The organism is Specibacter sp. BI4 (assembly GCF_056680095.1).
The window spans coordinates 3,630,040-3,645,097 of record NZ_CM155265.1; the positions used below are offsets into that span (position 1 = coordinate 3,630,040).

13 protein-coding genes are annotated in these 15,058 nt (G+C 64.0%); all 13 read right to left on the reverse strand.

Annotation, left to right across the window (positions count from 1 at the left end; translation table 11 throughout):
• Nucleotides 1-19: 19 nt before the first annotated feature.
• Nucleotides 20-958: a carbohydrate ABC transporter permease gene (locus tag AC1L6K_RS16620; RefSeq protein ID WP_480949942.1), complete on the reverse strand. Its 939-nt coding sequence runs from the start codon at nt 956-958 to the stop codon at nt 20-22.
• Nucleotides 959-996: 38 nt separating this feature from the next.
• The gene (locus tag AC1L6K_RS16625; RefSeq protein WP_480952805.1) at nt 997-1,878 is read right to left on the reverse strand and encodes an ABC transporter permease; all 882 of its coding nucleotides are present in this window, start codon (nt 1,876-1,878) and stop codon (nt 997-999) included.
• Between the two features lie 458 nt (nt 1,879-2,336).
• A complete protein-coding gene (locus AC1L6K_RS16630; protein ID WP_480949943.1) occupies nt 2,337-2,528 on the reverse strand; it encodes a hypothetical protein in 192 nt (63 codons plus the stop codon).
• A gap of 212 nt (nt 2,529-2,740) precedes the next feature.
• A complete protein-coding gene (locus AC1L6K_RS16635; protein ID WP_480949944.1) occupies nt 2,741-3,934 on the reverse strand; it encodes a hypothetical protein in 1,194 nt (397 codons plus the stop codon).
• Nucleotides 3,935-4,128: 194 nt separating this feature from the next.
• Nucleotides 4,129-5,637, reverse strand: coding sequence for an Asp-tRNA(Asn)/Glu-tRNA(Gln) amidotransferase subunit GatB (gene gatB / locus AC1L6K_RS16640; RefSeq protein WP_480949945.1), 1,509 nt, complete (start codon nt 5,635-5,637; stop codon nt 4,129-4,131).
• Nucleotides 5,637-7,181 carry an Asp-tRNA(Asn)/Glu-tRNA(Gln) amidotransferase subunit GatA gene (gatA, locus tag AC1L6K_RS16645; protein ID WP_480949946.1) on the reverse strand — a complete coding sequence of 515 codons (1,545 nt, stop codon included), beginning with the start codon at nt 7,179-7,181 and terminating at the stop codon, nt 5,637-5,639. The genes gatB and gatA overlap by 1 nt, the downstream gene beginning before the upstream one ends.
• Nucleotides 7,182-7,184: 3 nt before the next feature.
• A complete protein-coding gene (gatC, locus tag AC1L6K_RS16650) occupies nt 7,185-7,481 on the reverse strand; it encodes an Asp-tRNA(Asn)/Glu-tRNA(Gln) amidotransferase subunit GatC (RefSeq protein WP_480949947.1) in 297 nt (98 codons plus the stop codon).
• 181 nt (nt 7,482-7,662) lie between these two features.
• The gene (locus AC1L6K_RS16655; RefSeq protein WP_480949948.1) at nt 7,663-9,072 is read right to left on the reverse strand and encodes an LssY C-terminal domain-containing protein; all 1,410 of its coding nucleotides are present in this window, start codon (nt 9,070-9,072) and stop codon (nt 7,663-7,665) included.
• 146 nt (nt 9,073-9,218) lie between these two features.
• Entirely contained in the window at nt 9,219-9,716 is a 498-nt protein-coding gene (locus AC1L6K_RS16660; protein ID WP_480949949.1) for a GNAT family N-acetyltransferase, read from the reverse strand.
• A gap of 220 nt (nt 9,717-9,936) precedes the next feature.
• The gene (locus AC1L6K_RS16665) at nt 9,937-11,298 is read right to left on the reverse strand and encodes a CoA transferase (RefSeq protein WP_480949950.1); all 1,362 of its coding nucleotides are present in this window, start codon (nt 11,296-11,298) and stop codon (nt 9,937-9,939) included.
• A gap of 46 nt (nt 11,299-11,344) precedes the next feature.
• The gene (locus tag AC1L6K_RS16670; protein ID WP_480949951.1) at nt 11,345-12,187 is read right to left on the reverse strand and encodes an inositol monophosphatase family protein; all 843 of its coding nucleotides are present in this window, start codon (nt 12,185-12,187) and stop codon (nt 11,345-11,347) included.
• Nucleotides 12,188-12,222: 35 nt separating this feature from the next.
• Nucleotides 12,223-14,631, reverse strand: coding sequence for an NAD-dependent DNA ligase LigA (ligA, locus tag AC1L6K_RS16675; protein WP_480949952.1), 2,409 nt, complete (start codon nt 14,629-14,631; stop codon nt 12,223-12,225).
• 88 nt (nt 14,632-14,719) lie between these two features.
• Complete coding sequence (locus tag AC1L6K_RS16680) at nt 14,720-14,986, reverse strand: hypothetical protein (RefSeq protein ID WP_480949953.1); 267 nt, start codon at nt 14,984-14,986, stop codon at nt 14,720-14,722.
• Between the last annotated feature and the right edge of the window lie 72 nt (nt 14,987-15,058).

The following is a 15,058-nucleotide window of genomic DNA, read 5'->3' on the forward strand; positions in this document are numbered from 1 at the left end:
TGGAAATCGGTTGATCCGGCTAGCCCTTGATGGCTCCGGTGATGACACCCTTCGTGAAGTGTTTTTGCAGGAACGGATAGACAATCAGGATGGGCAGCAGGGCAACGACCACGATGGCCATTTGCATTGACTGCGGCGGCGGCGTGGATGTCACCCCGATGGCCTCGGCCATGGAGCCGCCCTGGACAACGTAGTTGCGCAGCACGAGCTGGACCGGATACAGGGTTTGGTCGTTGATGTAGAGCATGGCGTTGAAAAATGCGTTCCAGAATCCCACCGCATAAAACAGGCCGACCACTGCAACAACGGCCTTTGACAGCGGCAGGACCACCTTGCGCAGGATCATGAAGTCGCTGGCACCGTCAATGCGGGCAGCCTCAATCAATTCGGCGGGGATGTTCATGAAGAAGGACCGCATCACCACAAAGTTGAAGGCGGCGAAGGTGCCCGGCAGGATCAGCGACCAGATCGTGTTCAGCAGGCCCAGTTGCTTGACCATCAGGAACATCGGGATCAGGCCGGGCGCGAACAGGAGGGTGAACAAGACCAGCAGCAACACGGGGCGGCCAAACAGGACCGGCCTGCTGGTGGCATACGCCATGGTGATGGTGATGAACAACGCCAGGAAGGTGCCCACGGCCGTGATGAATGCGCTGACACCCAGTGCCCGGAACATGAAATCGCCGCTGAAGATCGCCTCATAGGCTGCAAAGGTGGGGTGGGTCGGCCACAGCACGAATCCGCCGGCCGCTATCAATTGCTCATCGCCGGCCAATGAGGTGGAGACCACCAGGAGCAGCGGAATGACGATCGAGAGGCTGATGCCGACGATGACCACAGCCTTGATGGCACTGTAGATCGGCGACGCCGGTTCCTTCCAGGCGGGACGTCCCGGATTGAAGGTCAGCTGCTTGGTGGCGCTTTTGGCGGCGCGCCGGACGCGAAGTGTTGCAGTCATGTTTTTCCCTTTCTGTGGGGTCATCCTTGTCTGGGTGCTCATGAGCCCGCCTTCTTCTGGAAGATGCCGGGTTCACCCATTCGGTGAGCCACCTTGTTGGCCGCGTAGATCAGCAGGGCGCCCACAACACCCTTGGCGAGACCGGCGGCGGCACCCATGCTCCAACCACCACCGACCACTCCGGCAAAGTAGGTGAACGTGTCCAAAACCTCGGACGCCCCGGCACCAACGGCGTCGTGCTGAAGCAGGAATTGCTCAAAGCCGACACTGAGAATGTCGCCAATGCGCAGGATCAGCAGCAGGACAATGATGGAACGGAGCCCCGGCAGCGTGATGTGCCACATGCGGCGCCAACGCCCTGCCCCGTCCGCGGCGGCAGCCTCGTACAGCGACCCGTCGATGCTTGCCAGCGATGCCAGAAAGATGATCATGGCCCAGCCGGCGTCCTTCCATACGAGTTGGACGGTGGCCAGCAGCGGGAAGGTGTCCGGGTTCGTCATGAACGGGACGGTGTCCAGGCCCAGATCCCGCAAGGTGTTGTTGACCAGTCCGGCACCACCGAGAACCTGCTGGAACAAGGCGATGACCAAGACCCAGGACAGGAAGTGCGGCAGGTACACCAGCGACTGGAACCAGCGGCGCAGATTATTGCTGATCAGCGAATCCACAATCAGGGCCAGTCCCAGCGGAACGGGGAAGAACAAGGCCAGCTGCCAGACGGCCAGGACGATTGTGTTGCGCAGTGCCACCCAAAAGTCCGGGTTGAAGTACAGATCGACAAAGTTTTGCAGGCCCACCCAGTCGCTGCCCGAGATGCCAAGGAACGGCTGGTAGTCCTGAAAGGCAATGACGTTGCCAAGGATCGGAATGTAAAAGAACAAGGCCAGGAATGCAACACCCGGAATCATCATCAGGAGCATCTGGCGGTCCCTGCGCAAACGGGTCCGCCACGAGACCTTGCGCAGCGGGACGCCGTCGTGCGGCTGCCGGCCCCGGGCCGGCTTCTTTCCCCGCGTGCCCCTGGGTTCAGGGGCGGCCCCGGGAAGTTCAACGGAGACGGCAAGTTCCTCCGCCGACTCCTGTTGCATCTGGCTCATAGCTACTCCTGATCGTCATTGGACGGCACATTCCCGCATTCAAGGACCGGGTTGGTGGCTCCGGCGGGAATTGGTTAACCGATTAACAACAATAAGTGGGTTGAGTCACATATGCAAGAAGCTGGACAATATTCTTTTCAACGCGTCATAAACGATCATTTGCCGTCATGGGGAAGGCGCACAGCGGCGCTCGTCGGCAGCCAGGTCATGGGCAGCAAGGTCCGGGGCACGACCGATCGCGGCCGGGCAGTCAGCTGCCCGGCAGTTTTATGTCTGTTGTTTTACCTGCCGCTGATTGGCCTGTTGCCGCCGGCAGTGCCCACCTGGCCCGTGGGGCGGCGTGGCAGCGCCAACATCATCAGCACTTCGTCGCGGTCGCCTCCGGCGAACCGCAGGGCCCCGGGCCGGCGCCCGATTTCCTGCCATCCACACGACTGGTAGAAGCCGCCCAGGCCCATGCCTGACCGCAGCATTGACCTGCTCCTCAGACACTGGTGTGAAGGGGAACCCCACGGCACCTCCCGCATTGGCCACTTCCTGCCAGCAGCCAGGAAGTTGCTGACGCAACTGCGGCCCAACCACCGCAGGATCCAGCAGCCACCGCAGCTGAAGGTCATTACTCACTTTCACAGTCTCCCGGAAGACTCCGGCAGCAAGGGGACCCGTGGCGTCCACCGGGACAACGTCAAGGCTTGGGGCACTCGATCTTGGTCGTTGAGTCGACATTGTTTTCCAACCAGTCCCCGCCGGAATTGAGCTCCTTCATGGCTTTGCACATGGCGGCCTCGTCAGCCTTCATGGTGCGGTACACAGCATAAATGGAGTTGCCGAAGCTGTTGGAAGTTGACGGGTTGCGGAAGTTGTCGCAGGAAAGGTCCGTGCGCAGGTATTCCGCGCCTGGATACTTGTCCAGGGCCGCCTGGATGTCGGCAATGTTGTTGGGCGGATCAAAGAAGGTCTGCAGCACAAGCACGCCCGTGCCGTCGCAGGACGGGAAGGAAATGGGTTTCGACAGGCCCAAATCTCCCGGCAACTTCAGCTCCGGCGCGCCCGGAGTCCACCATGAAAGCATCTTCTGTTCGGCAATCACTGTGCTGCCCTCCAGGACGCGGAAGGAATCTGGGTCCAGCGAGTATGTGAACTGGTCCTTGGTGGCCTGAACCGAATTGTCGCCGATGACGGCCGGCAGCCTGGTTGTCAGGCCGGTCTTCTTGTCCATCCCCATATAGGTGCTCTGGCCGTCGATGTCACAAATGGCTGCCCTGAACTGCTCCGATGCGGCCACATAGCGCACTGTCCCGGACCATTTGCAATACGCCTTGTCGGCGTTGGAATAGTTCTTGGGATTTGCGTCGTTCGCCGGCACCCCGAAGGTTGGCGCGGGCTTGGCAGAGGTGGTTGGTTTGGCAGGCTCGGTTGTCCTGTCCGTCCGAGGCGGGCGGGTGGACGGGGTTTTCGCAGTTGGCGTGGATGAGCTGCCTGCAGTGGTTTCGGGAACCGGATTGCCTGCGACGGGTTCGTTGCCGGACTGAAGTTCGTGGTTGCCGGCTTCGGTTGAATCACCCCAGAGCACATTGCCCATCATGGAATTGGCGGCAATCAAGCCGCCCGCCAGCAGCGCGCACAACAAGACACCGCCGGCCACTGACCAGGCCACGACCTTGCGGCGCCCAGCGGATTTTGGGTTCTCCGCCGGCGCGGGCGGATTTGGTGCGGCCAAGGCTGCTGGTGCGGCTGCTGGCGCCGGCGGTGGTGCGCTCGGCGCGGGTGTTGCCGGCGCTGGTGCCAGCCCCGGTGCCGGCCCCGACGGGTCAGACGGCGGTGGTGGCGGTCCGGGAATGTTTTCATCCGGTCCCGGCCATGGCTGTGGTCCACTCATTGATTGGCCCCCTCAAGTCAATAAAAGATCCCGAGCAGGACCAACTCCCAGATTACACCCAGGGACAGACACCGTTGGACCGCAGGCCGCACCGTGGCCAACCCGCCTGAGACGCCAAGAGCCGTGACCTCGAATGGGATCACGGCTCTCGGGGTTCAGGGCGGGCGGCTGGCCCGACCCCGGACAGTCGAGCTCTAGCCTTCGACGCCGAGCGTCTTGAGGATCAGTTCGCGCACGCGGCCGGCGTCGGCCTGTCCGCGGGTGACCTTCATGACGCCGCCGACAATGGCGCCAACGGCCTGCACCTTGCCGCCACGGATCTTCTCGGCAACGTCGGGCTGGGCCGCCAATGCCTCGTCGATCGCGGTCTGGAGGGCGCCGTCGTCGGACACCACGGCGAGACCGCGCTTGGCCACAACCTCGGTGGGCGTCCCTTCGCCCTCAAGGACGCCGTCGAGCACCTTGCGGGCCAACTTGTCATTGATGGCGCCGGACGCGATGAGCTTTTCAATCTCAACCACGACGGCGGGAGTGACACCCAGCGCGGCGGGGTCGACGTCGGCCAGCTTGGCACGGCGTGCGATCTCACCCATCCACCACTTGCGGGCGGCAGCTGCGGAGGCACCGGCTGCAACGGTTTCCTCAATCTCATCCATGAGCCCGGCGTTGACGACGTCACGGAATTCCAAATCCGTGTAGCCCCAGTCGGCCTGCAGGCGCTTGCGGCGCTCGGCCGGCGGCTCGGGCAGGGTTGCACGGAGCTCTTCAACCCACTCCGCGGAGGTGACGATGGGCACCAGGTCCGGTTCCGGGAAGTAGCGGTAATCGTCGGCGTCGGACTTGGGACGGCCCGACGTCGTCGACTTCGTGTCCTCGTGCCAGTGGCGGGTTTCCTGCGTGATCAAAACACCGGAATCGAGCACGGCAGCGTGGCGCTGGATCTCGAACTTCACGGCATTTTCGACGGCGCGAAGGGAGTTCACGTTCTTCGTCTCGGTGCGGGTGCCGAGCTTCTCCTGCCCGTGCGGGCGCAGTGAGACGTTGGCGTCGCAACGGACGTTGCCGTGCTCCATCTTGGCCTCGGAAACGCCAAGGTTCTTCACGATTTCACGGATGGCCGCAACGTAGGCCTTGGCCAGTTCGGGGGCCCGTGAACCGGCGCCCTCAATGGTCTTGGTGACGATTTCCACCAGCGGCACGCCGGAGCGGTTGTAGTCCACCAACGAGTAGTCGGCACCCTGGATGCGGCCCGTGGAGCCACCCATGTGGGTCAGCTTGCCGGCGTCCTCTTCCATGTGGGCGCGCTCGATCTCCACGTGGAAGACCGTGCCGTCGTCGAGCTCGATGTCGATCCAGCCGTCGTAGCAGATCGGGTCATCGTACTGGGAGGTCTGGAAGTTCTTCGGAGTGTCCGGGTAGAAGTACTGCTTGCGCGCAAAGGTGCTGTGCGGGGCAATCTTGCAGTTCAGCGCCAGGCCGATCAGGATCGACGACTCAACAGCCTTCTTGTTCACAACCGGCAGCACGCCGGGCAGTCCCAGGCACACCTCGTTGACGTTCGAGTTGGGCTCGTCGCCAAAGACGTTCGGGGCGGAGGAGAACATCTTGGTCTTGGTGTTCAGCTCAACATGAACCTCGAAGCCGAGGACGGGTTCGTACTTTTCCATGGCTTCTTCGAAGCTGAGAATGGTGTCAACGCTCATTAGTTGGCCTCCTTGGCTGCGATTGCTGTGTTGGCGAGTTCCGGGGCCTGGTTCAGCATGGGGCCGCCCCACTTGGCCTCAAGCAGGGTCTCCAGCACGGCACCCACACGGTAGACGCGGGCGTCCTCGCGCGCCGGGGCCAGCAGCTGAATGCCGACGGGCAGGCCGTCTTCATCAGCGAGGCCGCCAGGCAGTGTCAGGCCGGGGATGCCGGCCAGGTTTGCCGGGATCGTTGCAACGTCCTGCAGGTACATTGACAGCGGATCGTCCAGCTTCTCGCCCAGCTTGAATGCCGTGGTGGGCGTTGTTGGGGAGATCAACACGTCAACCTGGGCAAAAGCTGCCTCAAAGTCGCGCTGCACCAGGGTGCGCACCTTCTGGGCGGAGCCGTAATAAGCGTCGTAGTAGCCGGCGCTCAGGGCGTAGGTGCCCAGGATGATGCGGCGCTTGACCTCCGGGCCAAAACCAGCCGAGCGGGTGGCAGCCATGACGCGCTCAATGGTGAGCGGGCCTTCGGTGGGCAAAGTGCGCATGCCAAACCTGACGCCGTCGAACTTGGCAAGGTTGGAGGACGCCTCGCTGGGCATGATCAGGTAGTAGGCGCCCAGGGCGTAACCGAAGTTGGGGCAGGAGACCTCAACGATCTCGGCACCGGCTTCGCGCAACAGCTCCAGGGATTCGTTGAAACGGTTTTCAACGCCGGCCTGGAATCCTTCGCCGTGCAATTCCCTGATGACGCCGATCTTCATGCCCTTGACGTTGCCCATGCGGGCAGCGGCAACGAGGCCTGTCGAAGGATCCGTCAGGGAGGTGGAGTCCTGGGGGTCGTGGCCGCCGATGACTTCCTGGAGCAGTGCCGAGTCAAGAACCGTGCGTGACACCGGGCCGATCTGATCCAGCGAAGACGCCATGGCGATGGCACCGTAGCGCGAAACAGCGCCGTAGGTGGGCTTGACGCCGACGGTGCCCGTGACGGAACCGGGCTGGCGGATGGAACCACCTGTGTCGGTGCCCAGAGCCAGCGGCGCTTCGAAGGACGCCACGGCAGCAGCCGAGCCGCCGCCTGAGCCGCCGGGGATCCGGTCAAGGTCCCAGGGATTGCGGGTGGGGCCGTAGGCGGAGTGCTCGGTGGAGGATCCCATGGCGAACTCGTCCAGGTTCGTCTTGCCCAGCATCGGCATGCGGGCTGCACGGATCTTCTTGATGACGGTTGCATCGTAGGGGCTCATCCAGCCCTCGAGGATCTTGGAGGCTGCCGTGGTGGGCTGGCCCTTCGTGACGATCAAGTCCTTGACGGCGATCGGCACACCGGCCAGCTCGTGCAGTTCTTCGCCGGCGGCGCGGCGGGCGTCGACGTCCGCAGCGACTGCGAGCGCTTCCTCGGCGTTGACATGCAGGAACGCGTTGATTCCCCGGTCGCCGCCGTCGATCTCGGCAATGCGGTCAAGGTGGGCCTGGACCAGCGCAACGGAGGTAATTTCCCCGGACGCCAGCTTGGCGGCCATTGCGGACGCGCTGGATCGGATCAGTTCATTTGCACTCATGGATTAGCTCTCCTCCAGAATTGCTGGAACCTTGAAGCGTCCATCAGCAGAGTCGGGCGCCCCGGACAGGGCTTCCTCGACGGTCAATACGTGGCCAACCACGTCTTCGCGCATGACATTTGTCAGTGGAATTGGATGCGAGGTGGCGGGAACATCCGCTCCTGCAGCCTCGCTGACGCTTTTCACTGAATCCACAATCACAGCCAATTCCTTGGCCATGCGGTCCAGTTCGTCGTCGCTCATCTCGATGTGAGCCAGTTGCGCCAAATGCGCCACGTCGTCACGGTTGATCGCAGCCATGGATCTCCCCTACAAAAAAGAAAAAGTTATCCCCACCAGCTTATCGCTCCGACACAGGATGATTTCCCCGGTGCTGTGAGATGCCTGTCTCCGTCCGGCCCCACGTCCGCCTGGGCCACTACTTTGGGCGCCTTGCTGGCCTGCCTGCCTAGCTTGCCTGCTTGCCTGCTTGCCTGCACCCCTACTCTGCGTCCGCGCCTGCCAGCTCGCGCGAGCCTGCCGCTCGCTTGCGTGACCCTGCACGCTTGCGTGGATTGGGCCGCCGCGCCCAGAGCCGGGAGCTTCGTGCCGAGAGGGCCAACAGCACCAGGATGTCCAGGGGCAGGCCGAACAGGTTCGTGCCCAGGGTGATGTGCTGCCCGCCAAGAATGGAAACGGCGGAAATCACCACCAGCAGCCCGCTGTAAGCCATGGAAGCAATCCTGGCCCAATTGCTGCCCCTGAAGCCCAGGACGGCCAAGACCGAATACAGGACAACGCCGAATGCGGCAACGATGACAACCACAAGCAGGAAAACATCCAAGAACTGCGCTTCGTCGGCACTCATGCTGGCAACCGCCCTCCTTGAGACCTCCTGCCAGTCCCCCAATATCAGCAAAACACTCACTGCCCCCACCACAACCCGAACCACCATCAACAGCACCCCGAGGGCGGTGGACGCCGGACGCCGCTGGGCGCGGAACTCCCGGCGCGCATCGAGCCCCTCCCCCAGGGCGTTGCCGTCCAGGGGAACGGCCACCGGCCGGACGTCGACAACAGGCAGGTCACCATCTGTCTGGATGCTGTCGCCGCCGCCGTTGCGGGAGTGGTATCCGGTGGCAAAGTCCTCAATCACCCGCACCTGGATTTCCGCACCGCTTTCCACCAGCGTTGAGACGATGTGGTCGCGCTCGATGTCGGTGTCGGCGTCGATCTTGTGTGTGACTTGCAGTGTGAACAGCGAAAAGCCGACGGCCCGGTCGAAGGTGCCGGCGGCGAGCCAATCCGCCCTGTGCCCGCCAGGCAGCAACCAGCCATCCGGGCATCGCCAGAAACGAACATGGTGCCGCTTGGCTGGATTGCCCTGCACTTCCTGCTGGTAGGCAAGATCCTGCTGGTGGCCGAACAGCAGCAGCGGGCTCACGGGGGCCTCGTCGTAACTGCGTTTGAAGATGGTGGAGGTGATGATGCGGCGGCTGGAGGCCAGCGTGATTTCATCAGCCCTGATCCAGCCGGCACGGCTCATCGCTTCGTGGAGCTGGGCCTCGCTGCCCATGACTGCAAGGTTGATCGGGTCCCCCAGCAGCCCGTCGCTGGTTCGGGCGCGTCCGATGAAATAGTCGGGGACGTAAATGGCGGTAAGGATGCTGTGCAGCCGGGGCAGCACCAGATAGGCGAGGACCAGCCAAAACAGGACGAAGAACGGTGCCAGGAACCAGCCCCAGGCGAAGCCCTGCGAGAGCACCAGCCATGCCAGCCACAATGCGGCAAGACCGCTGAAGGCGAATACAAAATTGTCCACCATGGCGTTGATGGACCGCCGCCGGTCACTCCAGCGGCTTCGCCGGGGATTCATCAACGCCTCGTGGACCTTCTGTGGAGTGGGTCGCATGTGGCCATCATAGTCCGACCGCATTTCCAGGGCTCCGGATCCGGCATGGCCCCGACGCTGGTCCCCCGACGCTGGCTCCGGACGCTGACCTGCACCTGGATCAAATACCGAGGCGTTTTCAGAGCAGTCCCGTCAGCAGCCCGCCGTCACAGTTCCAAACGGTAGACGCGCAGCATCTTGCCGTTCTCCGGAATCGGCCAATCGCGTTCGGGCACCCTGACGAACCCCAGCGACAGGTAGAGGGCATGTGCCGCGTGCCAGTCATCGCCGGTGGTGAGGCTGACGGCGCGGATGCCGTCGGCGGCCCGGGCCCTGTCCAGAATCCAGTTCACCATCGCTTTTCCCGCACCACTGCGCTGCACGGCCGGATCCACCACCAGCAGCCGGAACTCCAACTCGTGCGGCAGGGCAATGTCGGCCCACACATCGCCGTGCACCGCCAAGGTGGCCGAGCCGACCACCGCCCCGTCACGTTCGGCAACGATCACCTCCGCAACGGCCGCCCGCTCCCCCACGCGCATAATCTTTTGCATATACGGATACTCAATACTGTCAAAGTACCCCGCACCGAGGTAGGCATCCGCCGTGATGCGGGCGACGGCGTCGTATTCGGTTGCGGTGATGGGACGAACGAGTACGCTCATGTGCTTGGTTTCCCCTGGCTGGTGAAGGTTTTCGGCTGACGTCCGACGACGGATCCTGCCTTCCCATTCTTCCGCACCCGGGTGCGGGTGAAGAAATCCGCCGGTGGCATTCTCTGTTTCTCCGGCCCGCCCTATTTCGAAACTGCAGCTGATGCTGTGATCCCGTACGGTTCACAGCATCAGCTGCAGTTTGGATTCCCGAACCCGACAACAAACAGCATCAGCTGCTGTTTGGATTCCATGCCGGCGGCGCCCACCCATATCCCTGCGCCAGCACGTTCGTTTCAGCAACAAGGCCGGAGATCTGAACGGCCGCCGGCAGCCTGAAGCCCGGACCCCACAGGGTTTGCTCGGGCACCAACAGGGCAGGGTCATGTACAGGCAACCGAGCGCCCGGATCGGACGGCCCCGTCCGCAGCAACTCCACCGCGGTCCGGGCCAGCGACAGCCGGGCATTCCGAACAGTTCCATGCAGCCGCTCGCACCACGCCTCGATCGCGGCGGCAGCACACAGGTACCCCGTGGCGTGATCCAGTGCCTGGACCGGCAGCGGGTGCGGGAGGTCCGCGTCAAAGTGGACCATCCCGGCGTGCGCAATGCCGCAGCTCATCTGCACGAGCGAATCAAAGCCGCGCCGGTTGGCCCACGGCCCGCTCCAGCCATAGGCGTCGAGGGCAACGACAACAAGGGAGGGATGGGCCCGGGCCAGAAAGTCGTCCGACAAACCCAGCCGGTCAAGCGCATCGGGGCGGTAGCCGTGGATAAAGATGTCCGTACCGGCCAGCAGGGCGTTCAGCGCAGCCAGGCCGGCAGCCGTTTTCAGGTCCAGCCGTGCGCAGTGCTTGCCAACTGTCATTTCAGGTTCCAGTGCCGGTTCTTCCCAGTCAGGAGGGTCGATCCGCAGCACCTCCGCCCCGTACATGGCCAGAAAACGCGTAGCGACGGGCCCGGCAATGACGCGGGTCAAATCCAGCACCCGCACCCCTGCCAGCGGCCGCCGCGCATTGGCGGGCCCCGAGCGCGGGGAGGTGCCGCCGTCGTCCGAGGAACGCCGGGCACTCCAGGCAACCAGGGGTTCGGCAGCCACCGCCGCACCCTGGGGATGCGCCAGCCAGGCTTCCTCCGTACGCATGACTGCCGCACATCCATTGGCGGCAACAATGGCGGCTTCCAGCTCCTCCCCGTTCCAATGGTCGACGGCGGAGGCAACAGTTTCGCGGTTGGCGCCGGCGCCCAGCCCGAGCACCTTGAGGGCCGCCGCGCGGTGGTGCGGGGCGTTGGTGTGCAGCCGGATCCAGCCGTCGGAGCTGCGGTAGTCCCCGGCAATGGCATCCCAGGGCGACGGCAGTTCCCACCCGACCGGCGTGAACGACATGCCAAACCAGTGGGAGACAAGGGCCCTGTCGATCGAGATTTCGGGCGGGGCGGCGCCGTGGTGCACGGCCAGGCGGGCCACGGCAGCGGCGGCACGGGCCATGGCTGAAACGGCCAGGCCCGTCACGTCAAAAGCGGAAAGCAGTGTCCCGTGCCCGGTGACTTTCACGCCAGGAGGTGGCTTGAACCTTCCGTTGTTCACGTCCATGGCACCACAGTACGCCTACACCCCGGGGCTGTGTTCGGCGCAGCGGCTACTCCGCCGGGGCGAAACCGCCTTCGAGCCCCGGCACGCTGGCGCCGGTCCAGACGGCGAGGACTTCCTCGCGGGTCGGCAGCCCGTTGACTGCGGGGCTCAGGACGGGGCGGTGCACCCAGGCACCGGCCTCCTCGGCGATCAGTCCGCCGGCCGCAAAGTCGTGCTCAAACAAGCCATATTCCAGGTAGGCGTCAACGGAACCTTCGGCCACCGCGCACAGTTCCAATGCGGCGGATCCCAGCCGGCGGAAGTCACCAAAGTTGTCCATCCGACCGTCCAGTTCCGAGACGAGGCGGCGCCGGATGGCGGGCTCATACGTCAGGGCGGTGGAAAGCAGCGTCCCGCCGCGGGTTTCGGTGGGCCCGTTCAGCCGGCGCACCGACTGGACACCGTCGGCCCTGACCTCGTCCAGCCAGGCGCCGCCGCCGAGGGAGCCAAAGTACACCCTGCGCAGGGCCGGTGCGTTGACGACGCCGGCCAGCCAGTCGCCGTCGGGTCCCATCACGGCCACGGAGGTGCCGTAGTAGGCGATGTTGCGGATGTAGTTCATGGTCCCGTCGAGCGGGTCGATGCTCCATCTGTATCCGGATGGTTCCGCCGGCAGTGCAGGTGCAAGCTCCTCCCCCGTGATGACATCGTGCGGGCGGGCCTCGGTGATGACGGCGCGCACGGCCCGTTCAGCGGCCAGGTCAAAGGCCGTGACCCAGTCGGCGTCGGAAGACTTTTCGGTGGCGCCAAAACCGTCCGGGTCGCGGACGGCAAGCACTGCGGCCCCGGCAGCAGCGGCACGCAGGGCCACTTCGAGCAATTCATCAACTGGTACGGCGTGCGGGGTCATGGTGATCCTTTACTTGTTGGTTGGTCGGTCTGGTGCTACCCGGCGTCTGGTGCCGGCCCGCCAGCGGATTCCGTCCCGCCAGCGGAATCCGCTTCGGTGGGCGTATCCGTCCCGGCGTCTGGTGCCGGCCCATTGGCGAGCAATTCCTTGAAGGCGTCTTCATCCAGCACCGGAATCCCGAGCGCCTCGGCCTTGTCCAGTTTCGTTCCGGCGGCTTCGCCGGCCACCACGTAGGAGGTGTTCTTGGAGACCGAGCCTGATGCCTTGCCGCCACGAATGATGATGGCTTCCTTGGCCTCGTCGCGGCTGAGGGTGGGCAGCGTGCCAGTCACCACAATCGTCAGCCCTTCCAGGGTGCGCGGCGCCGACTCGTCCACGGCGTCGGCCATGAGCACGCCCGCCGCGGCCCAGGCGTCGATGATCTCCTGGTGCCAGTCGACGTCGAACCACTCGATCAACGCCTCGGCGATGATGGCCCCGACGCCGTCGACGTCGGCCAGTTTTTCGCGGGCGTCCGGGGCCAGCAGCGCTTCCCGGATGGCCGCCATGGTGCCGTAGCGGGTGGCCATGGCGCGCGATGCCGTGGGGCCGACGTGCCTGATGGACAGCGCCACAAGCACCCGCCACAACGGTTTCGATTTGGCCTTTTCCAGCTCCTCGCAGAGCTTCCCGGTGGTCTTGGTCGGCACCGAAGGCTTTTTGGCCGTCGCCTTCGTGTAAAAGTACGGCACCTGGTGGAAGCGGCCGGTCCCTTCGCCCTTGGACCGGATTTCCCGCCAAACCACGACGTCGGACAGGTCCAGTTCGGCAATGGAGAAGACCTGCGCTTCACTCACCAGGGGGCCGGGGCCGGCCGGGACAATCTCGCCCCCGTTTTCGGCCGGATCGGGGCCCGGGCCGGTGGTCAGCGCCATGGCGGCCTCGTAGCCCAGCGCCTCAATGTCGAAGCCGCCGCGGCCGGCCAGGTGGGCAACACGTTCTGTCAGCTGGATGGGGCACGACTGTGTGTTGGGGCAGCGGATGTCGATGTCGCCCTCTTTGGCGGGTGCCAGTTCCGTCCCGCAGGAGGGGCAGTGCGTGGGCATGACGAATTCACGCACCGGCGGATCCTGCTTCTCGCGCAGTGCCAAGACGGGGCCAACGATCTCCGGGATCACATCCCCTGCTTTGCGCAGCACCACAACGTCGCCGATCATGACGCCCTTGGCCTTGACCACGTCCTGGTTGTGCAGGGTTGCCCGCTCAACCACGGAACCGGCCACCTTGACCGGCTCCATGATGCCGAACGGCGTCACGCGCCCGGTGCGGCCCACCTGGACCCGGATGTCCAACAGCTTCGTGTGGACTTCTTCCGGCGGGTACTTGTACGCCACCGACCAGCGCGGCACGCGCGAGGTGTGGCCCAGTTCGCGCTGGGTTTCCAGATCGTCAACCTTGACCACGATCCCGTCAATTTCATGGATGAGGTCGTGGCGGTGCTCGCCGTGATGGGAGATGAAGTCCATGACCTCGGGCAGCGTGTCCACCACCTTGTAGTACGGGCTGATGGGCATGCCCCACGACTTCAGCAGTTCATACGTCTCCGACTGGGTGGCGGTGCTGAGCCCGTCGCGCGCGCCGATGCCGTGCACAAACATCCGCAGCGGGCGCTTGGCCGTCTCGGCAGGGTCCTTCTGCCGCAAAGAGCCGGCCGCAGTGTTCCGCGGGTTGGCGTATTCCGGCTTTCCGGCCGCCACCATCTGCTCGTTCAGGGCTGCAAAGTCCTTGGAGGCGATGAACACTTCCCCGCGAATCTCCACCTCGGCGGGAAAGTTGCTGCCTTGGAGTTTCTGCGGAATGTCCTTGATGGTGGCCACGTTGTGGCTGATGTCCTCACCGGTGGTGCCGTCGCCGCGGGTGGCCGCCCGCACCAGCACACCGTCGCGGTACAAAAGGTTCACTGCCAGGCCGTCAATCTTCAGCTCTGTCAGCCATTGTGGCGCCTGTCCGCGGCGCTTTTCAACCGACGCCGCGGCCTTGGCCAGCCACGCCTCAAGCTCCGCAAGGGAAAACACGTCTTCCAGCGAATACATTCGGGCCAGATGTTCGACGGCGGCAAAGGCCTCCGAGACTTCCCCACCCACCAGCTGGGTTGGGGAATCGTTCGTGACCAGTTCCGGGTGCAGCGCCTCAAGCGTTTCAAGTTCGCTGTACAGCACGTCGAATTCGGCGTCGGAGACGATGGGCGCATCGTCGTTGTAGTAGGCCGCGCGATACTTTTGGATCAGGTCCACCAGGACGCCGTAGCGTTCCCTGTCCGCGTCGGCGGGAATGACTTCCGTGCCGGCAGGCGCTTTCTCGCGCACTGCGTCTGCCGGGTTCTGCTCGGCGGGAATTTGCTGGGGTTCTGTTGGCTCGCTGCTCACGCTACTATCTTGCCCCACGAAGTCCCGCTGGCGCACCATCTGCCGGTCGTTCCTTAAATCAGTCCCCAGCGTTAAACAAAAGCGCCGGCCCCGCCCGAAGGCAGAGACCGGCGTTTCTGGATGGGAACTACTTGGAAGCGGCTTCCTGCTGCTGCTTCTGCTTGTTCACAATGACCTTGACGTCGCCGAGGTCGCTGATGACGCGGGCAAGCGACTTCTTGGACGTCGGCCACTGCGTGCCCTTGAAGCGGGTGGCATCGGGACCTTCCCAGCGAACCGACTGGGCCTTGCCATCCAAGGTCGTCATGACCTGGGTGATCTGGTCAATGGCAGTGCCGAGCTTTGTGACCAAATCGGCCATGTCCTGGGGATCGTTACCGAGCATACCGGCCATGATGCACATCCTTATGTTGAAGAAGATACCCTGCTGGCTTGTCCGGCCGGGCGACTAATAGAAATCTAACAA

Excerpts from the sequence above, each read along its gene's own strand:
- AC1L6K_RS16680 (WP_480949953.1), bottom strand. The coding sequence starts at position 14,986 with ATGGCCGGTATGCTCGGTAACGATCCCCAGGACATGGCCGATTTGGTC.
- AC1L6K_RS16635 (WP_480949944.1), bottom strand. The coding sequence starts at position 3,934 with ATGAGTGGACCACAGCCATGGCCGGGACCGGATGAAAACATTCCCGGA.
- AC1L6K_RS16665 (WP_480949950.1), bottom strand. The coding sequence starts at position 11,298 with ATGGACGTGAACAACGGAAGGTTCAAGCCACCTCCTGGCGTGAAAGTC.
- AC1L6K_RS16660 (WP_480949949.1), bottom strand. The coding sequence starts at position 9,716 with ATGAGCGTACTCGTTCGTCCCATCACCGCAACCGAATACGACGCCGTC.
- gatB (WP_480949945.1), bottom strand. The coding sequence starts at position 5,637 with ATGAGCGTTGACACCATTCTCAGCTTCGAAGAAGCCATGGAAAAGTAC.
- AC1L6K_RS16630 (WP_480949943.1), bottom strand. The coding sequence starts at position 2,528 with ATGCTGCGGTCAGGCATGGGCCTGGGCGGCTTCTACCAGTCGTGTGGA.
- AC1L6K_RS16620 (WP_480949942.1), bottom strand. The coding sequence starts at position 958 with ATGACTGCAACACTTCGCGTCCGGCGCGCCGCCAAAAGCGCCACCAAG.
- AC1L6K_RS16625 (WP_480952805.1), bottom strand. The coding sequence starts at position 1,878 with ATGCTCCTGATGATGATTCCGGGTGTTGCATTCCTGGCCTTGTTCTTT.
- AC1L6K_RS16655 (WP_480949948.1), bottom strand. The coding sequence starts at position 9,072 with ATGCGACCCACTCCACAGAAGGTCCACGAGGCGTTGATGAATCCCCGG.
- gatA (WP_480949946.1), bottom strand. The coding sequence starts at position 7,181 with ATGAGTGCAAATGAACTGATCCGATCCAGCGCGTCCGCAATGGCCGCC.
- gatC (WP_480949947.1), bottom strand. The coding sequence starts at position 7,481 with ATGGCTGCGATCAACCGTGACGACGTGGCGCATTTGGCGCAACTGGCT.
- AC1L6K_RS16670 (WP_480949951.1), bottom strand. The coding sequence starts at position 12,187 with ATGACCCCGCACGCCGTACCAGTTGATGAATTGCTCGAAGTGGCCCTG.
- ligA (WP_480949952.1), bottom strand. The coding sequence starts at position 14,631 with ATGGTGCGCCAGCGGGACTTCGTGGGGCAAGATAGTAGCGTGAGCAGC.